The sequence below is a fragment of the Streptomyces sp. NPDC047117 genome, from assembly GCF_040643545.1.
Lineage (GTDB): Bacteria > Actinomycetota > Actinomycetes > Streptomycetales > Streptomycetaceae > Streptomyces.
This window is the reverse complement of the sequence record NZ_JBEYUN010000027.1, coordinates 56,204-74,924: the sequence shown is the minus strand read 5'-3', so window position 1 is coordinate 74,924 and position 18,721 is coordinate 56,204. Positions and strand designations below refer to the sequence as shown.

At 71.5% G+C, this 18,721-nt stretch carries 15 protein-coding genes; 3 read left to right on the top strand and 12 right to left on the bottom strand.

The genetic code is table 11. The features are described 5' to 3' along the window. Positions 1-26 precede the first annotated feature (26 nt). The 4 genes from ABZ840_RS34660 to ABZ840_RS34645 are packed head-to-tail and all read right to left on the bottom strand — an operon-like array spanning position 27 to position 4,519. A complete protein-coding gene (locus ABZ840_RS34660) occupies positions 27-1,058 on the bottom strand; it encodes an ABC transporter ATP-binding protein (RefSeq protein ID WP_361567016.1) in 1,032 nt (343 codons plus the stop codon). Continuing rightward, positions 1,055-1,978, bottom strand: coding sequence for an ABC transporter permease (locus tag ABZ840_RS34655; protein ID WP_361567013.1), 924 nt, complete (start codon positions 1,976-1,978; stop codon positions 1,055-1,057). The genes ABZ840_RS34660 and ABZ840_RS34655 overlap by 4 nt, the downstream gene beginning before the upstream one ends. Next, positions 1,975-2,928, bottom strand: coding sequence for an ABC transporter permease (locus ABZ840_RS34650; protein ID WP_361567010.1), 954 nt, complete (start codon positions 2,926-2,928; stop codon positions 1,975-1,977). Before ABZ840_RS34650 ends, ABZ840_RS34655 begins: the two co-directional genes overlap by 4 nt. Before the next feature lie 28 nt (positions 2,929-2,956). Beyond that, entirely contained in the window at positions 2,957-4,519 is a 1,563-nt protein-coding gene (locus ABZ840_RS34645; protein ID WP_361567044.1) for an ABC transporter substrate-binding protein, read from the bottom strand. A 303-nt stretch (positions 4,520-4,822) separates the two neighbouring features. Between ABZ840_RS34645 and ABZ840_RS34640 the strand changes: the two genes are divergently transcribed. Both ABZ840_RS34640 and ABZ840_RS34635 read left to right on the top strand, forming a co-directional pair. Next, complete coding sequence (locus ABZ840_RS34640) at positions 4,823-5,590, top strand: Sir2 family NAD-dependent protein deacetylase (protein ID WP_361567008.1); 768 nt, start codon at positions 4,823-4,825, stop codon at positions 5,588-5,590. Positions 5,591-5,745: 155 nt separating this feature from the next. Next, complete coding sequence (locus ABZ840_RS34635) at positions 5,746-6,813, top strand: biotin/lipoate A/B protein ligase family protein (RefSeq protein WP_361567005.1); 1,068 nt, start codon at positions 5,746-5,748, stop codon at positions 6,811-6,813. Here the strand turns inward: ABZ840_RS34635 and ABZ840_RS34630 are convergent. The 3 genes from ABZ840_RS34630 to hydA form a co-directional block, all read right to left on the bottom strand. Continuing rightward, positions 6,779-8,338: an NCS1 family nucleobase:cation symporter-1 gene (locus ABZ840_RS34630; RefSeq protein WP_361567002.1), complete on the bottom strand. Its 1,560-nt coding sequence runs from the start codon at positions 8,336-8,338 to the stop codon at positions 6,779-6,781. The genes ABZ840_RS34635 and ABZ840_RS34630 overlap by 35 nt on opposite strands. An 11-nt stretch (positions 8,339-8,349) precedes the next feature. After that, on the bottom strand, positions 8,350-9,354 hold the full coding sequence (locus ABZ840_RS34625; RefSeq protein WP_361566999.1) for a TIGR03842 family LLM class F420-dependent oxidoreductase: 1,005 nt from the start codon (positions 9,352-9,354) through the stop codon (positions 8,350-8,352). Positions 9,355-9,417: 63 nt separating this feature from the next. Beyond that, positions 9,418-10,824 (bottom strand): dihydropyrimidinase, encoded by a 1,407-nt coding sequence (gene hydA / locus ABZ840_RS34620; RefSeq protein ID WP_361566996.1) that lies wholly within the window; start codon positions 10,822-10,824, stop codon positions 9,418-9,420. Positions 10,825-11,181: 357 nt separating this feature from the next. Here hydA and ABZ840_RS34615 point away from each other — a divergent pair, with 357 nt between their 5' ends. Continuing rightward, a complete protein-coding gene (locus ABZ840_RS34615) occupies positions 11,182-11,379 on the top strand; it encodes a hypothetical protein (RefSeq protein ID WP_361566993.1) in 198 nt (65 codons plus the stop codon). Between the two features lie 61 nt (positions 11,380-11,440). On the opposite strand, the gene ABZ840_RS34610 is transcribed toward ABZ840_RS34615, so the two are convergent. The 5 genes from ABZ840_RS34610 to lpdA form a co-directional block, all read right to left on the bottom strand. Further along, complete coding sequence (locus tag ABZ840_RS34610; RefSeq protein WP_361566990.1) at positions 11,441-13,708, bottom strand: terpene synthase family protein; 2,268 nt, start codon at positions 13,706-13,708, stop codon at positions 11,441-11,443. Between the two features lie 186 nt (positions 13,709-13,894). Beyond that, positions 13,895-14,734, bottom strand: coding sequence for an endonuclease (locus tag ABZ840_RS34605; protein WP_361566988.1), 840 nt, complete (start codon positions 14,732-14,734; stop codon positions 13,895-13,897). Between the two features lie 207 nt (positions 14,735-14,941). Continuing rightward, on the bottom strand, positions 14,942-15,136 hold the full coding sequence (locus ABZ840_RS34600) for a hypothetical protein (protein ID WP_361566986.1): 195 nt from the start codon (positions 15,134-15,136) through the stop codon (positions 14,942-14,944). Then, positions 15,114-17,099 carry an ABC transporter ATP-binding protein gene (locus ABZ840_RS34595; protein ID WP_361566984.1) on the bottom strand — a complete coding sequence of 662 codons (1,986 nt, stop codon included), beginning with the start codon at positions 17,097-17,099 and terminating at the stop codon, positions 15,114-15,116. The genes ABZ840_RS34600 and ABZ840_RS34595 overlap by 23 nt, the downstream gene beginning before the upstream one ends. Before the next feature lie 198 nt (positions 17,100-17,297). Beyond that, positions 17,298-18,701 carry a dihydrolipoyl dehydrogenase gene (gene lpdA, locus ABZ840_RS34590; protein WP_361566981.1) on the bottom strand — a complete coding sequence of 468 codons (1,404 nt, stop codon included), beginning with the start codon at positions 18,699-18,701 and terminating at the stop codon, positions 17,298-17,300. Positions 18,702-18,721: the final 20 nt, after the last annotated feature.

Sequence of the window (18,721 nt, the reverse complement as noted above, 5' to 3'; positions counted from 1 at the left end):
CGGGGCCGGGATCTCCTGTACGGCGCTCATCGGGCGGCCTCCTCGGGTGCGGCGGCGGGGACGGGGTGCCAGCACGCGACCCGGTGGCCCGCCTCGGGCGTCAGCACGGGCCGCGCGGTGCCGCACCGTTCGTCCGCGTGCGCGCAGCGTTCGGCGAAGGTGCAGGCGTCCGGCTGGACGGTCAGGCTCGGGACCAGCCCCGGGATCTCCGGCAGCCGGCGCTTTCCCTCCTGGCCGGGCCGGAGCACGGCGCTGAGCAGGCCGCGGGTGTACGGGTGCCGGGGCGCGGTGAACAGCTCGTCCACCGGGGCCTGTTCGACGGCCCGGCCCGCGTACATCACCAGCACCCGGTCCGCGGCGTCGGCGACGACGCCCAGGTCATGGGTGATCAGGACGATGGCGGTACCGAGGCGTTCGCGCAGCGACTGGAGGACTTCGAGGATGCCGGCCTGCACGGTGACGTCCAGCGCGGTGGTCGGTTCGTCGGCGATGAGGACGGCCGGGTCGCAGGCCACCGCGATGGCGATCATCACGCGCTGGCGCATGCCGCCGCTGAGCTGGTGCGGGTACTCCGCCACCCGGCGTTCCGGCGCGGGGATGCCGACCAGCGCGAGCAGCTCGACGGCCCTCTCCCTGGCCTCCTTCCGGCTGAGGCCCTGGTGGCGGCGGAGCACCTCGCCGATCTGCCGGCCGATGGTGAGGACCGGGTTCAGCGAGGTCATCGGCTCCTGGAAGATCATGGCGAGGTCCTTGCCGCGGACCGCCGCCAGCTCCTTCTCCCCCGCCCCGGCCAGCTCCCGGCCGCCGAGCCGTACGGACCCGGTGACGGTCGCACTGGACGGCAGCAGGCCCATGACGGCCATGGAGGTGACCGACTTGCCGCAGCCGGACTCGCCGACGATCGCGAGCACCTCACCGGCCGCCACCTCGTACGACAGGGAGTCGACGGCGTGCACGGTACGGGTGTCGGAGCGGAAGGAGACTGACAGGTCGCGGACGCTCAGTACGGGCGCTTCGGACGTGCGGGGCGCGAGGTCCATGGAATGCGCGGTGCTCATCGGGTGGCTCCACGGGGGTCGAGGACGTCCCGCAGGCCGTCGCCGAGCAGGTTGAAGGCGAGCGTCGCGGCGACGATGGCGAGGCCGGGGAAGACCGCCAGCCAGGGCGCGGGGCCGAGGAAGGGCTGGGCGCCGGAGAGCATCACACCGAGCGAGGGGGCCGGGGGCTGGACGCCGAGGCCGAGGAAGCTCAGCAGCGCCTCGCTGATGATCGCGGCGGGGATGCCGACCGTGGCCTGGACGATCAAGGCGGAGGTGGCGTTGGGCAGGATGTGCCGGAAGAGGACGGTGCCGTCGCCGCCACCGTTGACCAGCGCGGCCCCCACGTAGTCCAGGTGTTTCAGGCGCAGCGTCTCGGCGCGGGCGATACGGATCACCGCGGGCACCTGCGAGATGCCGATGGCGATGGTGGCGTTGAGCAGGGACGGGCCGAGGATCGCCGCGAGGCCGACGGCCAGGACGAGGAAGGGGAAGGCGAGCAGGGTGTCGGTGAGCCGGGAGACGGCGGAGTCGGCGTACTTGCCGTAGAACCCCGCGGCCAGGCCCAGCGGTACGCCGACGAGGAAGGCGAGCAGTACCGCGAGCAGGCCCACCTGCATGGACGCGCGGGCGCCGTGGATCACCCGGGAGAGCTGGTCGCGGCCGAGGTCGTCGGTGCCGAGCCAGTGCGCCCAGGAGGGCGGCGCGAGGGCCGAGCCGAAGTCGGGCCGCGCGGGGTCGTAGGGGGCGATCAGCGGGGCGCAGAGCGCGGCCAGTACGAAGACCGCGGCGATCACGGCGCCGGTGAGGGCGAGCCGGTTCCTGCGCAGGGCGCGCAGGCGGGTGCGCAGGGTGCCGGCGCGTGGCGCCGCGGCGGGCCCGTCCGGAGCGGCCGGGGAGTCCGTGGCAGCGGAGGTGGTGGTGTCCGGGGTGGCTGTCATCGTGCGCCTCCGAGCCGGATCCGCGGGTCGATGACCGAATAGAGCACATCGACCGCGAGGTTGACGAGGATGTAGGCGGCGGAGGTGCACAGCACCACGCCCTGGAGCATCGTGTAGTCGCGGGTGAAGACCGCGTCGATGGTGAGCTTGCCGAAGCCGGGCAGGACGAAGATCTGCTCGGTGACGACGGCGCCGGAGATCAGGTGGCCGAGCTGGAGACCGAGGACGGTCACCACCGTCACCAGGCTGTTGCGCAGCGCGTGCCCGCCGACCACCTGGCGGCGCGAGAGGCCCTTGGCGCGCGCTGTCCGCACGTAGTCCGCCGAGAGGTTGTCGAGCATCGCGCCGCGGGTCTGCCGCATCACGACGGCCGCGAGCCCGGAGCCGAGGACGACGGCGGGCAGGACCATGCGCCGCAGGTTGTCCAGCGGGTCGGTGCCGAAGGGCACGTAGCCGGAGGCCGCGAAGACCGGTACGGCGATGGCGAAGGCCAGCACGAGGACGATGCCGAGCCAGAAGGTGGGGACGGAGAGCCCCAGCAGGGCGACGGCGTTGGCCAGCCACTCGGTGGCCCTGCCGCGCCGGACGGCCGCGAGCACGCCCGCGCCGATGCCGAGGACGACGGCCAGGAGGAGGGAGAGCGCGGCCAGTTCGAGCGTGACCGGGAGGGCGCTGAGGATGGAGTCCAGGACGGGCAGGCCGGTGCGGGCCGAGGTGCCGAGGTCGCCGGTGAGGGCGTGGCCGACGAACCGGCCGTACTGGACCACGATGTTGTCGTTGAGGCCGTACGCCTCGCGGATCGCGGCGAGCGCCTGGGGGCTGCGCTCCTCGCCGGCCAGCGCGAGCGCCGGGTCGCCGGGCAGGGCGCGGATGCCGGCGAAGACGACGACGCTGACGAGGAAGAGGGTGATCAGGGACTGGCGCAGCCGGGTGAGCAGGTAGCGGCTCATCGGGCGCACCCCGCAGCCGTGGAGCAGTTCATCGGACGTACCCCGCATCCTTCACGCGCACCAGGCCGTCGCCGTAGACGCGTACGCCTGCCACGTCCTTCCGTGCCACGACGTAGTTCTTCTGCCGGTAGAGGTAGATCAGGGCGTGCTGGTCCCGGATGCGGTCGGTGAGCTGCCCGTAGATACGGGCGCGGTCCGCCGTGTCCTGGGTGGTGCGGCCCTCGGCGATCAGCCGGTCGAGGGCCGGGTCGGAGATGCCGTAGGTGTTCATGGCGCCGGCGGTGCCGACGAAGGAGGCGATGTTGCCGTCCGGGTCGAGCCGCCCGGACCAGCCGCTGACGTACGCCTCGAAGTTCCCGGCGTCGGTCTCCTCCAGGAGCGTCGCGTACTCCACGGGCCGCAGCCGTACGTCGAAGCCGGCCTCGCGGGCCATCGCCTGGATCACCTGGCCGAGCCGGCTGTCCTCGGGCGAGGTGGAGACTTTCAGTTCGAGCGGGACGGGGAGCTCGACGCCGGCCTCCTTCAACAGCCGCTTGGCGCGCGGCAGATCGCGCGGCGGGCAGCCCGCCTTGCCCGGCGCGATGGCCGACTCGGGCGAGACGGGGCCGCAGGCCGGGTCGTACATGCCCTGGAAGACGACCTTGTTGATCACTTCGCGGTCCAGGGAGAGCGCGAAGGCCTCGCGGACGCGGGGCTCGCGGGCGATCACGGTGTGCAGCCTGCCGGGTTTCTGCCCTGTGCCGTGCACGTTGCCGGTGTTGAAGCCGAGGCCCTGGTAGCCGAGCGAGGGCGAGTTGAAGAGCTGGAGCTTGGACTCGGTGAGCGAGCTGCGCACCTCCACCGGGCCCATCTGGTCGCCGACCTGCACGTCACCGGAGCGGAGGTTGGCCAGCCGGACGTTGCCGTCGGTGATCGTCTTGTAGACGACGCGGTCCAGGCGGACCTTGTCCGCGTCGTAGTAGCGCGGGTCCTTGGCGAGGACGATGCGGTCGCCCGCGACCCGTTCGACGTACTTGAACGGGCCGACGCAGGACGGGTGGTTGGTGAAGTTCTTGCCGTACTTCGTCAGCGCCTTCGGGGACATGACCATCCCCGCGCGGTCCGCGAGCACGCCGGTGAGCGGGACGTACGGCTCCTTGAGGCGGATGCGGACGGTGTACGGGCCGGCCGCCTCGGCCTTGACCAGCGGGCCGAGTTCGGTGGCGCGGGCGGAGCCGGGGAGGGTGCGGTGGCGTTCGAGGGAGCGGGCGACGGCGGCCGCGTCGAGGTGCGTGCCGTCGCTGAAGGTCAGGCCGTGGCGCACCGCGATGGTCACGGTCCGGCCGCCGTCCGACGTCTTCGGCAGGGCCGCCGCGAGCTGCGGCACGACCTTGCCGGTGCGGTCGGTGTCGTACAGCTTCTCGCACATGCCGGCGAAGACGGTGCGGCCGACGAGGGTCTGGGCGAGGGTCGGGTCGAGCTTGTCGGGGTCGGACTTGAGGGCGACGGTGAGGGTGCCGCCGTCCCGTACGGGGCGCGGGTCGGTCATCCGCTCCCCGCCCACCTCGGTGGCGGCGGAGGTCAGCGACCCGCATCCCGTAGCTCCGGCCAGTAGGCCGGCCACCCCCAGAAGAGCCGCTGTTCGGCGCACGTGGCCCTACCTCCCGCATGAATGGTGCAGACGGCGAACGATCAACTTGCGTGAGTGGTGCGAACGTGAACGGTCGACTCGCATGGCGATGCGGTCGAGAACGATCACGACGAGCGAATGCAGCAGACCGTATTTCGCATACAGATGACCGGCAAGAGGTTGTCCCGGATCTTGGGCAGTTTCTGGTTACATCTAAATAACCGGACCCGGCAACTCGCCCGTCTCCCCCGCCGGGACCCGCCCCGCGCTGCGTACGCTGGCCGCATGAGCAGCACGGTCGACTCCCCCGACGCCGCGGCCCGGCGCCCTCTGGTCGCCCTCCTCAGCGGCGCCGGGATCTCCACCGACTCCGGCATCCCCGACTACCGCGGGCCGAACGGGGTGTGGCGCCGCGACCCCGAGGCCGAGAAGCTCGTCACGTACGACTCCTACATGACCGACCCCGAGATCCGGCGCCGGTCCTGGCTGATGCGGCGCGACGGTCCGGCGCTCCGGGCCCGGCCGAACGCCGCGCACGAGGCCGTCACGCGCCTGGAGCGCTCCGGCGTTTCCGTCCGCGTCCTCACCCAGAACGTCGACGGCCTCCACCAGCTCGCCGGGACGCCCGACCGCAAGGTCCTGGAGCTGCACGGCACCGCGCGCACCGCGCTCTGCACGCAGTGCGGCGCGCGGACCCCGATGACCGAGGCGCTGGCGCGGGTGACCGCCGGCGAGCCGGACCCGAAGTGCCTCGACTGCGGCGGGATCATGAAGTCGGCGACCGTGATGTTCGGCGAGCGGCTGGACCCCGAGGTGCTGGGCGCGGCGGTCACGGTCGCGAAGAACTGCGACGTCTTCGTCGCGGTCGGCACGAGCCTGTCGGTACAGCCCGCCGCCTCGCTCGCGGGCCTGGCCGCCGAGCACGGCGCCCGCCTGATCATCGTCAACGCCGAACCGACCCCCTACGACGCGCTCGCCGACGAGGTCATCCGCGACCCGATCGGTGAGGCACTCCCCCGGCTGCTCGCCGGCCTGGCGCCCGACCGGGATTGATACGCCCCCGCTCCGCATGGGCTGATGCCCCCGGCGCGCCACGCCTCCACGTACCTCGACATCGCCCCCTTTGCCGGGAATGACGGCCCCGGCGATACGGTTGTCCGGGCGGTGGGCCGGTCGGACGGCCCGCGAGGACGTGGAGGGTGAGCGCCGTGCAGAGCAGGCATCACGGTGAGTACAAGGTGCCCGGCGGCAAGCTGGTCGTCGTCGATCTGGACGTCACGGACGGCGCGCTGCGCGACGTCCGCGTCGCCGGGGACTTCTTCCTGGAGCCGGACGACGCGCTGCTCGACATCAACGCGGCCCTGGAGGGCGCCCCCGCCGACACCGGCGCCCGGGGCCTGGCCGACCGCATCGAGGCGGCGCTGCCCGCCGGCGTCGCACTGATCGGCTTCACCGCCGAGGCGGTCGGCATCGCGGTACGCCGGGCCGTCGCCCGGGCCACCGACTGGACCGATCACGACTGGCAGATCATCCACGAGCCGCCGCAGGAGCCCGCGCTGCACATGGCGCTGGACGAGGTGCTGACCACCGAGGTCGCCGAGGGGCGGCGCCCGCCGACGCTCCGCGTCTGGGAGTGGGACCGCCCCGCCGTGATCATCGGCAGCTTCCAGTCGCTGCGCAAGGAGGTGGACGCGGCGGGCGCCGAGAAGCACGGCATCACGGTCGTCCGCCGGATCAGCGGCGGCGGCGCGATGTTCGTCGAACCGGGCAACACCATCACCTACTCGCTCTGCGTCCCCGAGTCCCTCGTCCACGGCCTCACCTTCGCGGAGAGCTACGCCTACCTCGACGACTGGGTGCTCGCGGCCCTCGGCGACATGGGCATCAACGCCTGGTACAAGCCGCTCAACGACATCGCGACGGACGCCGGGAAGATCGCCGGCGCGGCCCAGAAGCGGATGGTCACCGGCTCCGGGGCCGTGCTCCACCACGTGACGATGTCCTACGACATCGACGCGGACAAGATGGTCGAGGTGCTCCGCATCGGCAAGGAGAAGCTCTCCGACAAGGGCACCACCAGCGCCAAGAAGCGCGTCGACCCGCTCCGCCGGCAGACCGGCCTGCCCCGCGCCGAGGTCATCGCCCGCATGATCACCTCCTTCCGGACCCGCTACGGCGGCACGGACGGCACGGTCACCGACGAGGAGTTCGCCCGGGCACGCGCACTGGCGACGGAGAAGTTCAGCGACCCGGAGTGGACGGCCCGGGTGCCGTGACCCCGCCCGCTGTCCGGGCGCCCCTCGCCCCCGCCATCAGCACCGCGTACACGGCCAGCGACGCCGTCAGGCCCACCGCCCAGCCGTAGTCCGCCAGCGGCCGGAGGAAGGGGATCAGCCCGTCCGCCGGGAAGGGGCCCTTCCCCGGCTGCGAGTACGAGCCGCCCACGGCGAGCAGCCCGCCCAGGCCGAACGCCACGAGGGCACGCCAGTTCCAGCCGGCCGTGTACCAGTAGCGGCCGCCCGGCCGGTAGAGGCCGGCGAGGTCCAGGACGGTGCGGCGGATGATCCAGTAGTCGGCGATGAGGATGCCCGCGACGGTGCCGAGGAGCCCGCCCACCACCCCGAGCCAGGTGAAGATGTACAGCTCCGGCGTGGCGGTGAGTTTCCAGGGGAAGACCAGGACGCCGATCACGCCGGTGATCAGCGCGCCGCTGCGGAAGGTCAGGACGCGCGGGGCGAGGTTGGCGAGGTCGTAGGCCGGGGAGACGACATTGGCCGCGATGTTGACGCTGATCGTCGCGATCAGGACCGTGACCAGCGCGAAGAGCAGCCCGAAGACATTGTCGGCCTTGCCCGCCAGGGCCACCGGGTCCCAGACCGGCACGCCGTACACCGCCTGGGAGCCGGAGGTGACCAGGACGGAGAGGAGCGCGAAGGCCGTCATCGTGGTGGGCAGGCCGAGCGTCTGGCCCCGGACCTGGGCGCGCTGACCGGCCCCGAAGCGGGTGAAGTCGGGGATGTTCAGGGACAGCGTCGCCCAGAAGCCGATCATGCCCATGAGGGACGGGAAGAAGACCGGCCAGAAGTCCGCGCCCCAGCCCAGCCGGCTCGGCTGGTCCAGGAGCGGGCCGAGGCCGCCCGCCTTCGCGGCGATCCAGACCAGCAGGACGACCGCGCCGACCAGCACAAAGGGCGCCGCCCAGTTCTCGAAGCGGCGCAGGGTCTCCATGCCGCGCGCGATGATGGCCAGTTCGAGGGCCCAGAAGACGACGAAGCAGAGCCAGAGCGTCCAGGGGTACCCGGCGACCGGCGTCGCCTTCTCCCAGCCGCCGCCGAAGATCTTGCCGAGCAGGATGTAGATGCCCTGGCCACCGATCCAGGTCTGGATGCCGAACCAGCAGCAGGCCACGGCGGCCCGCAGCAGCGCCGGGAGGTTGGCCCCGCGCAGCCCGAAGGAGGCGCGGGCCAGGACCGGGAAGGGTATGCCGTACTTGGGTCCCGCGTGCCCGGTGAGCAGCATGGGGAACAGCACGATGACGTTGGCGAGGGCGATGGTGAACACCGCCTGCTTCCAGTCCATGCCGAGCGCGACCAGGCCGGAGGCGAGCGTCCAGGACGGGATGTTGTGGGCCATGCCGACCCAGAGGGCGGCGAAGTTGTACGTGGTCCAGTGCCGGTCGGCGGCGGGCACGGGGAGCAGGTCGGCGTTGCTGAAGCGGCCGTCGGCGGGTATCTCGTCCGGGGGGAGTTCGACCCGGCCGCCCGTGTCGGGCGGCCCTTCGTCACGGCCGTCCGAGGACACGGCGGGGGTTCTCACTCCGCCGCCAGTGCCGGGATGACGTCGGTGCCGTAGGTGTCGATGGTGGCTTCTTTGCTGTCGTGCATGGCGTAGAGGGCGAACTGGTCGACGCCGAGGGCGCGGAGGGCGCGCAGCTTCTCGATGTGGGCCTCGGGCGGGCCGAGGAGGCAGAAGCGGTCGACGATCTCGTCGGGGACGAAGGCGGTGTCCGGGTTGCCGGCCCGGCCGTGGTGCGCGTAGTCGTACTTCTCGCGGGTCTTGATGTACGCGGTCAGCTCCTCCGGGACCATGCCGGAGTGCTCGCCGTAGCGGCTCACCAGGTCGGCGACGTGGTTGCCGACCATGCCGCCGAACCAGCGGCACTGTTCGCGGGCGTGGGCCAGGTCCGTGCCGATGTACGCGGGCGCCGCCACGCAGATCGTCAGCGCGTCCGGATCGCGTCCGGCCTCGGCGGCGGCGTCCCGTACCGCCTTGACCATCCACTCGGTGAGGAACGGGTCGGCGAGCTGGAGGATGAAGCCGTCGGCGACCCGGCCCGCCATGGCCAGGGCCTTGGGCCCGTACGCCGCCATCCAGACCGGCAGCCTGCCGTCGCGTACCCACGGCAGCCGGACGGAGTTGCCGTCCACGGTGGCCTCGCGGCCCTCGGCGAGGTCACGGATGACGGTGATGGCCTCGCCCAGGCGGGCGAGGGTGTTCGGCTTCCGCCCGGCGACCCGCATCGCCGAATCGCCGCGGCCGATGCCGCAGACGGTGCGGTTGCCGTACATGTCGTTGAGCGTGGCGAAGGTGGAGGCGGTGACCTCCCAGGTGCGGGTGCCGGGGTTGGTGACCATCGGGCCGACGATCAGCCGGTCGGTGTGCTCCAAAATGCGGCTGTGGATGACGAACGGCTCCTGCCAGAGCACGGCGGAGTCGAAGGTCCAGCCGTAGCGGAAGCCCTGCCGTTCGGCGCGGCGCATGAGCCCGACCACGGCGGAGGCGGGCGGATCGTTCTGCAGGACGACTCCGAAGTCCATCTCTTCAACTCCCTGATGTAGAGCCGGTGATGACGACTGACGTCCCGGAGGGGCCGGTCGCGGTCAGGAGAGGAACTGGCAGGTGGCCCGCGGGGTGTACTGGCCGTGGCCCGCGTGGCCGGTGAACTCGCGGTCCTCGATGACGAGTTCGCCGCGGGAGAGGACGGTCTCCACCCGGCCGGTGACCCGCCGCCCCTCGTACGCGGAGTAGTCCACGTTCATGTGGTGGGTTTCGGCCGACATCACCTGTTCGGCCTGCGGGTCGTAGATCACGATGTCCGCGTCGGCGCCCGGCGTGATCGTGCCCTTCTTCGGATACAGCCCGAACATCCGCGCGGGCGCGGCGCAGGCGATCTCGATCCAGCGGCGGCGGCTGATGTGGCCGTCCAGTACGGCCTGGTGGAGCAGGTCCATGCGGTTCTCGACGCCCGGCATGCCGTTCGGGATCTTCGAGAAGTCGCCGCGGCCCAGCTCCTTCTGGCCGACGAAGCAGAAGGGGCAGTGGTCGGTGGAGACGACCTGGAGGTCGTCGGTGCGCAGCCCGCGCCAGAGCGCCGCCTGGTGTTCGCGCGGCCGCAGCGGCGTGCTGCAGACGTACTTCGCGCCCTCGAAGTCCGGCTCGGCGAGGTTGTCGGTGGAGAGGAAGAGGTACTGGGGGCAGGTCTCGCCGAAGACGGGGAGCCCCTTGTCGCGGGCCTGCGTCAGCTCGGCGACGGCTTCCTCGGCCGAGACGTGGACGACGTAGAGCGGCGCGCCGGCGACCCGGGCGAGCTGGATCGTGCGGTGCGTGGCCTCCGCCTCCAGCAGCGCGCGCCGCACCTCGCCGTGGTAGCGCGGATCGGTCCGGCCCTCGGCCAGCGCCTGTTCGACGAGTACGTCGATGGCGATGCCGTTCTCGGCGTGCATCATCACCAGCCCGCCGTTCCCGGCGGCCCGTTGCATCGCGCGGAGGATCTGGCCGTCGTCGCTGTAGAAGACACCCGGGTAGGCCGTGAAGAGCTTGAAGGAGGTGACCCCCTCGGCCACCAGAAGGTCCATCTCCTTCAGGCTGTTCTCGTTCACATCGGAGAGGATCATGTGGAAGGCGTAGTCGACGGCGCACTGCGCGTCGGACTTGGCGTGCCACTGGTCCAGCCCCTCGCGCAGCGACTTGCCGCGGGACTGCACGGCGAAGTCGATGATGGTGGTGGTGCCGCCCCACGCCGCGGCCCGGGTGCCGGTCTCGAAGGTGTCGGAGGACGCGGTCCCGCCGAACGGGAAGTCCATGTGCGTATGGGCGTCCACGCCGCCCGGGATCACGTACTTCCCGGTCGCGTCGATGACCCGGTCGGCGGACTCGGTCCAGCCCAGCGCGGCCTCCTGCCCGTGCGCGGCGAGCGCGGCCACCCGGCCGCCCTCGACCAGGACATCGGCATGGATCTCGTCGGCGGCGGTGATGACCAGCCCGCCGCGGATGACCGTACGACTCACAGTCCCGTCCCCTTCCACCAGCAGCTCCCCGGCACCGGCCGGGACGGGAGCAGGGGCCCGCGCGCATCGTCACCCGGGCACCGACCAGCCTTGCCGTCCCTGACACCGCGTCACGCGTCACGGCCGTTCTACACACGTAGAGTGCGACCGGATTCACAGACGGTAGAAGCATGACACCCGGCCGGGCAATACCGCCGTCGCCACCGCGCGGGAACCGGCGTGTCGCCCGTACACACGATCCCTCCCTTCATCACTCACGGTGCCCGGTGAGTACGCATGGTCACTCCGCGCTTCAGGGTGCATATGAGGCGGTATGCCGGGAACATGGAGGGCAACCGTGAGGCGCGAGGAGGCGGCATGGACAGAAAATCCCGGCCCGAGCCCGACGATCTCCGAACCCCGGACCGCAGTCTGCACAGCGGTCCGGCGGCGGACGTGAGCCCGGAGGACCTGGTGATGGCGACCGGGCGTGATGTCACGCCCAAGAATCTGGAATGGGCACGCCGCAAGCTCGCCGACGAGGGGCGCGCGGCCGTGGAGAAGATCCTGCCCTGAGGAGCGGGTGCGGGCCTGCCCGGCGGACCGCCGGGCAGGCCCTTTCTCCTGCCCGGACGCGTCAGCCCACCGGCTCCGGCCGCGGTACCCGGAAGGCCGCAGTACCGATTCCGCCGGGCGCCGACAGGCTCCGGGGGACGGGACCGGACACCGGCTCCGGCGTCCCGTGGTGGCGGCGGAGGTCCTGCTCCCTGTAGCGGCGGCAGTCGTAGTGCCACCGCAGGATGCCGGACATCCAGTCGCGCAGCTCGGAAATGTAGTCGGCGACGCCCTGCCTGGCCTCCGCCGGCAGCTTGAAGTCGTCGTACAGCACGGGGAGTTCGTTCGCCACGATGTGCTCGAACTGGTCCAGCCGGCCGTTCATGAGGTCCTCGACGATGCGCAGGCCCGTGGGGTAGTCGACGTCGAAGAAGTTCTGGACGACGAGGATCGCGTTGTGCACCTCGCCCTCGTACTCGATCTCCTTCTGGTACGAGAAGACGTCGTTGACCAGGCAGCCGTAGTCGATGACGGCGTTCTCCAGGGCCTGCCACGGCCCGCTCGCGTACAGCTCGTCCGGCACGTTCTTGCCGTGGCCGATCCGGGAGAGGCTCATCGTCAGGTCGGAGCCGAAGGTGTGCCGCCGCATCTCGATGTAGTCGACCGGGTCCGGGATGCGGTTCTGGACCATGTTGTCCAGCTCCCAGAGCCAGCTCCTGGTCATCACGCGCACCGCGTCGCGGAAGCGGCGGCGGTTCTCCGGGCTCATCGGGCCCGCCGTGCGCTGCCAGAGGTCGGCCAGGCCGCGCTCCAGCGCGTGCGTGGCGGGCGGCGGCGGGGCGCAGTCCAGCGGCATGCAGGCCGCCAGCCGCTCGTCCATGGCCTTGGCGCCGGCCAGGTCGCCGCGGCGGCCGAACACCGCAGGGTAGTAGTCGTCGCCGTACGTGCCCCAGGCGAGCCACGCCGAGCTGAGGTCCAGCTCCGCCAGGGTGGCGTCCGGGTCCAGGCCGGCGGAGCACAGCGGCAGGTCGTAGTCGCGGAGCTGCTCCTCGGTCCAGACGTGCGAACCGGGAATGCCGGGCTGCTCCGCCAGGATGCCCATCCGGTCCGCCCACTCCACGAGGTTCCGCCGGGAGGTGTCCAGGTGCGGGCAGAGCCGGCCGGGCAGCGGATGCCGGAAGTCCGGCAGCCGGGACGGCCCGACCTTCTGGAACGGAACGTGCGTGAAGGTGCGGGCGCGGGCGGCCTCGGCGCGCGCCGTCGTCGGCACCCCCTGCGTGACGTTCAGCGCGGACAGGCCCAGGGCGCCCAGCGGCAGCGAGAAGAAGCGCGGCGGGGTGCCGGACGCGCCGTCCTCCCCCGCGCCGTTCATGTACCGGCTGGAGACCATGTGCCATTCCTGGCCGCCGGACTGCCAGTCCTGGAGACCCTTCACGTACGCCAGGACGGCGGCCTGCTCCTCGGGGCCGAGGGCGTACTCGGCGAAGAGCGGCTCCAGTTCGGTGAGCGCGGTGTGCTCGAACTGCTGGAGCCGGGAGGTCAGCAGGTCGTTGACGGCCTCGGCGGCCTCCTGGGTCGAGCAGTCCAGGAACCGCTCCAGGACGAGGATGCCGTTGCTCAGCTCGCCCTCGTCCTCCACCTCGCGCTGGTAGGAGAAGATGTCGTTGCGCAGATGCACGGCGTCGGAGAAGGCGTCGCGCAGCACCCGCAACGGGCGGGAGGCCGCGATGCGGGCGGGGACCTCGGCCCGGGCGGCGTACTCGATCAGCCCGGCCGACCAGGGCGCGCCGCCGACCTTGCGGCGCATCTCGATGTACTCCACCGGGTTGGCCACCCGGTGGGCGTTGATGTTCGACAGCTCCCAGAGGGATTCGTTGAGGAGGTTGACCGTGCTCTCCGCGAAGCGCTCGCGCCACTTCGGGGACATCGCGGGGACGGTACGGGTCCACAGGTCGGCGAGGCCGGCCTCGACGGGGTTGGTCGGCTCCGGCATGCCCTCGGCGAGGTCCAGCGGCATGAAGGCGGGCAGCCGGTCGAGGTAGGCCTTGCCGCCCTCGCGGTCGCCGGAGCGCTTGAAGATCTCCAGGAAGTGGTCGTCGAAGAAGAAGACCCAGACGTACCAGTCGGTGACCAGGGCGAGGTCTTCGGCGGAGCAGTCGGGGTGGGTATAGGCGCACAGCAGGGCGTAGTCGTGCGCGTCGAGGTCCCGCTGCTCCCAGATGCCGGACCCCTCGAGCATCTGCATCTCGCGCGCCCATGCCCTGCTGTGGGTACGGGCGGCTTCGAGGTGCGGGTTCAGGCGTGCCGGATACGGCGTGTAGAAGTCCGGCAGATGGAAGGGCTGTGTCACGGGTCCCCGGCCTTTCTCGACGGTGCCGGGGGGCAGGCGTAGCGGGCACCCTCACGGATGCCCGCGCCCCCCGGCGTGCCTCCGGGAACTACCCATCCGGCGACCCGAAAAGCGGGTCAACGGAGGAGTCACCCGGACGAGTGATCGAGTAACGGCCTCATCGGCTCCTGCCGCGACGGACGGTGATCACCAGATCGCGTCGACCCACTCCGGGTGATCGATGAACGGGTTCCGGTTGTGCTGGTACTTGTCGAAGATGACTTGGTTGCGGTTCTTCTCGAAGTCGTCCGGCGGGTCCTGCTCGCTCCAGGTCTTGAGGACGCTGAGGCGGCCGATGGCGGGCGCCGAGCCGTTGTCCACCTTGTCGTTGGGCTCCAGGTCGGCGAAGCCGTCGTCGCCGTCGTAGCGCACGGCCATGTAGAGGATCATGCGGGCGACATCGCCCTTGACCGCGTCGCGGGGCTCGAAGGAGTCGCCGTCGGTGTAGTTGCCGGGCGCCTCGCCGACCTCGCTGCCGCCGTTGTCGAAGTCCTTGTTGCCGCGGGTGCTGTTGACCGAGACGTCGGTCGGCCGCAGGTGGTGGATGTCGGTGCCGGGGCCGGTGGAGGTGCCGAAGTCGCCGTGCGACTTGGCCCAGACGTGCTCGCGGTTCCACTGGTCGGGGTCGCCGCCGTTGTCGTCCTTGCTCTGCGAGCGGCCGGTGTAGAGCAGGATGACGTTCGAGGAGTTCTTGGGGTCCTGGTCGGTGACCTTGAGGGCGTCCCAGACCTGGTCGTAGCTCAGCTTGCTGACGCCGGAGCTGATGATGCCGTGCAGCGCGGACTTGAGCTCCTGGCCGGTCTTGCCCTCCGCGTCCTTGTAGTACGTGTCGTCGTACGCGGTGGTGGCGGACGCGGCGGTGCTGCCGTGGTGGGTGGCGGGGTCGGGCGCCGCGGTGGCCGGGACCTGGACGGCCAGCGCGAGCAGCGCGGTACCGGAGAGTGCCGTGACGATTCTGCGCCGAGCGGTGGTACGGGATATGTCCACGAGTGTGTCCTCTCCCCCATGCGCGTGGACCGGTCCGCGGAAGTGTGGGGGGTGCGGGCCGGGGCCGGCCGGCGAATGACCGGCCGCAGGCAGCCTGCCACCGCCACGATTCCCACTGGGTGACCATTACGGTGTGATGATGTGTCAAGAATGTGGAGATCTACAGGCGTAGAGCGGTCGGTAGTCGGCACAACCGGTCCCGTCCGCTCAGGGCGAGATCTCCGCGAGTTGCGGAAACGCCTGCGACAGCAGCACGCACACCAGCGAGACCAGCACCGCGGCCACGATCACCCCGAGACACCCCAGGACGTCCCGCAGCGTGCTCGCGAGCGGGCCGAGACGTGGGCGCAGCGGGGCGGGCGGCAGGCGGCGCGGGGCGCTACCCCTGGACGCGGTCGACATGGGAGGCGTCCGGACCGGTGCCGGCGTTCCTGGGCCGCGGTACGCCGTTGGTCGGCGGCGTGCCGTCCGTCGTGGTGTCCATGCCGTACTGCGCGGCCTGGAGTTCGTACATGGCGCGGTACAGGCCGCCCGGTACGGACATCAGCTCGCGGTGGGTGCCGGCGCCGGCCAGCCGGCCGCGGTCCAGTACGTAGATCAGGTCGGCGGTGGCGGTGGCCGCCAGCCGGTGGGTGATCAGCAGGACGGTGGTGCCGTCGTCGGCGAGCGAGCGCAGCGACCGGAAGGCCTCCACCTCGGCCTGCGGGTCGAGGGCCGCGGTCGGCTCGTCGACGATGAGCAGCGGGGCGCCGCGGTACCGGGCGCGGGCGCCGCCCAGGCGCTGCCACTGGCCGCCGGAGAGGTCCGTGCCGCGCTCGAAGCCCTTGACGACCAGGCTGTCCCAGCCGTGCGGCAGCCCCCCGACCACCTCGGCGGCGCCCGCCTCCGCCGCGGCCCGCTCGATGCGCTCCTGGTCGGGCCGCTGGTCGCTGCGGCCGATGTGGACGTTGGCGCGGGCGGTCATCGGCCAGCGCGGGAAGTCCTGCCCGAGCACCGCGACCTGGTCGAACACCGCATCCCTGTCCGCCTCGCGCAGGTCGACGCCGTTCCAGGTGAGCCGTCCGGCGGTCGGCAGGTACAGGCCCGCGACGAGCTTGGCGAGCGTGGTCTTGCCCGAGCCGTTCGCGCCGACCAGGGCGACGACCCGGCCGCGCGGGATGGTCAGGCTGATGTCGCGCAGCGCGGGCTCGGGCGCGCCGGGGTAGCTGAAGGTCACGTCCGCCAGGCGGATCTCGGTGAGCGGCCGCGGGACCGGGGTGCCGCCGGCCGGGATGGCCTGCCGCTCGGCGCCCTCGCAGGCGTCCTGGAGGTCCTTGAGGTACATGGCCTCCTCGTAGAGGCGGTTGACCTGGAGGACGAGGGCGGTGAGGCCGGCGCCGGCGCTGCGTACCGCGATCACCGCCGTGCCGGCCACGGCCAGCGGCATGCCGCCGCCGGTGAGCAGCAGCCACAGGACGCCGTAGGCGGCGAGCGTGGCGAGGCCGGAGACGGCGGCCGCCGCGGTCTGGGTGGCGGCCTCGGCGGTGGCCAGCCGCTGCTGCTCCCGCTCCATCGTCATCGACATGTCGTCGTAGGCGTCGGTCAGCATCCGGCCCGCGCCGTGCACGCGCAGTTCGGGCGCGCAGTCGTGGTCGGTGATCTTCTGGGTGACGACGGAGATGGCGCGCCGGTGCTCGATCCAGGCGTGCCGCGAGGCGTACTGCCGGCGGGCCGAGAGGACCGCGCCCCAGCCCTTGGGCGCGGCGATCAGTACCAGCATCAGGACCAGCAGCGGATGCAGGAGGGCCAGTACAGCGGCGGAGGCGAGCAGCGCGATCAGGGCGTTGACGACCGTGACGGAGGACCGGAGCATCATGCGGACGGAGTCGGTGCCGAAGCGCCCGGCGTCCAGCGTGCGGTGGAAGTCCTTGTCCTCCAGGGCCGCCAGCTCCACCCGGACGGCACCGCGGTAGAAGCGGGCGGTGCAGACCCGTTCGACCTTGGGCTCCAGCCGTCCGGAGGCGGCGACCGACACGGCGGAGAGCAGGGCGGCCACGGCCGCGACGGCGCAGCCGGCGAGCAGTGCCGGCAACGCCTCGCGTAATCGCTCCACGGTCGGTCCGGCGGCGAACAGCGCGACCAGCACCCGGTTGGTGGCCACCAGGACGAACGCGCGGGTCAGGCCCTGCCCGACCTCGGCGCCGAGCAGCGCCAGCAGGGCGCGGGGGTCCTCCCGCCAGGCGGCCTTCGCCACGAGGCCCGCCATGGCGGGGAACTGCCGCGCCATCTGCCAGAACGTCAGCCGCAGCAGCGGCTGTTCGTGCCGGGTGAACGACAGGTCGTACCGCAGCGCGCCGCCGAACATCAGCCGTTCGCTGCGCGTCACCGGCAGCGCATCCGGCTTCCGTCGCCGGATGCGCCTCTTCCCTCGGCTCACGGGCCCCACCCCCACACCCACAACCGTCCCGCACCGTTCACCGGACGCCCGTTCCATTGTTGCCGGGCCGTGCGAGGCAGCCGCCTGTTTTCGGCTCGGCGCGCATGGGGGCACGGAGTGCCGCGATCAAGGGGGTGGCCTGGCCCGTCACATATTGATCATGTGTCCCGCGAGCCCGTGCACGGCTTCCTTGACGGCCTCGCCGAGCGTCGGGTGCGCATGCACGTTCCGGGCGACCTCGTGGACGGTCAGGTCCCACTGCTGAGCGAGCGTCAGCTCCGGGAGCAGTTCGGTGACTTCGGGTCCGATGAGGTGGGCGCCGAGCAGTTCGCCGTACCGGGCGTCGCTGAGGATCTTGACGAAGCCGGTGCTGTCGCCGAGGCCGTGCGCCTTGCCGTTGGCGGTGAACGGGAACTTCGCGACCTGCACGTCGAAGCCCTGCTCGCGGGCCTGTTCCTCGGTCCAGCCGAAGCTGGCGATCTGCGGCTGGCAGTACGTGGCGCGCGGGATCATGACGTAGTCCAGCTCCATGGTCTCCGCGTCCGCGAGGGTCTCGGCGGCGACGATGCCCATGGACTCGGCGGCGTGCGCGAGCATCAGCTTCGCGGTGACGTCACCGATGGCGAAGATGTGCGGCACGCTCGTACGGCAGCGGCCGTCGACGTCGATGGCGCCGCGCTCGGTGAGCTTCACGCCGGTGTTCTCCAGGCCGTATCCCTCGACGCGCGGCTGGAAGCCGATCGCCTGGAGGACCTTGTCGGCCTCCAGGGTCTGCTGCTGCCCGCCGGTGGTGACGTGCACCTTCACGCTGCCGCTGCCGTCGTCGTCGATGCCCTCGACGCGGGTGCCGGTCAGCAGCTTGACGCCCAGGCGCTTGTACCGCTTGGCCAGTTCGGCGGAGACCTCGGCGTCCTCCAGGGGCACCAGCCGGTCCAGGAACTCCACGATCGTGACGTCCACGCCGTAGTTGCGCAGCACGTAGGCGAACTCCACGCCGATCGCGCCGGCGCCCGCGATGATGATGCTGCCGGGCAGCTCCTCGCTGAGGATCTGCTCCTCGTACGTCACCACGCGCTCGCTGAGGGACGTGCCGGGCAGCAGCTTGGTGGTGGCGCCCGCGGCGATGATGCAGTGGTCGAAGGTGACGGTCTCCGATCCGCCGTCGGAGCGCGCGACCTGGAGCGTGTGCTGATCGGTGAAGGTGCCGCGACCCTCGTACTGCGTGATCTTGTTCTTCTTCATGAGGTAGTGCACGCCCTTGACGCGCCCGTCCGCGACCTTGCGGCTGCGGGTGAACGCCGCGCCGTAGTCGAAGGACACCTCGCCGGTGGAGCGGATGCCGAAGGTCTTCGCCTCCTGCGTGAACAGGTGCGCCAGTTCGGCGTTGCGCAGCAGGGCCTTGGAGGGGATGCAGCCCACGTTGAGGCAGACCCCGCCCCAGTACTTCTCCTCGATGATCGCCACGCTGCGGCCGAGCTGGGCCGCGCGGACAGCGGCGACGTACCCACCCGGGCCCGCGCCGAGGACGACGACGTCAAAGTGTGCACTCATACGGGCAGCGTAGGTCGGCA

Excerpts from the sequence above, each read along its gene's own strand:
- ABZ840_RS34660 (WP_361567016.1), bottom strand. The coding sequence starts at position 1,058 with ATGAGCACCGCGCATTCCATGGACCTCGCGCCCCGCACGTCCGAAGCG.
- ABZ840_RS34655 (WP_361567013.1), bottom strand. The coding sequence starts at position 1,978 with ATGACAGCCACCCCGGACACCACCACCTCCGCTGCCACGGACTCCCCG.
- ABZ840_RS34650 (WP_361567010.1), bottom strand. The coding sequence starts at position 2,928 with ATGAGCCGCTACCTGCTCACCCGGCTGCGCCAGTCCCTGATCACCCTC.
- ABZ840_RS34640 (WP_361567008.1), top strand. The coding sequence starts at position 4,823 with ATGAGCAGCACGGTCGACTCCCCCGACGCCGCGGCCCGGCGCCCTCTG.
- ABZ840_RS34625 (WP_361566999.1), bottom strand. The coding sequence starts at position 9,354 with ATGGACTTCGGAGTCGTCCTGCAGAACGATCCGCCCGCCTCCGCCGTG.
- ABZ840_RS34615 (WP_361566993.1), top strand. The coding sequence starts at position 11,182 with ATGGACAGAAAATCCCGGCCCGAGCCCGACGATCTCCGAACCCCGGAC.
- ABZ840_RS34600 (WP_361566986.1), bottom strand. The coding sequence starts at position 15,136 with ATGTCGACCGCGTCCAGGGGTAGCGCCCCGCGCCGCCTGCCGCCCGCC.
- lpdA (WP_361566981.1), bottom strand. The coding sequence starts at position 18,701 with ATGAGTGCACACTTTGACGTCGTCGTCCTCGGCGCGGGCCCGGGTGGG.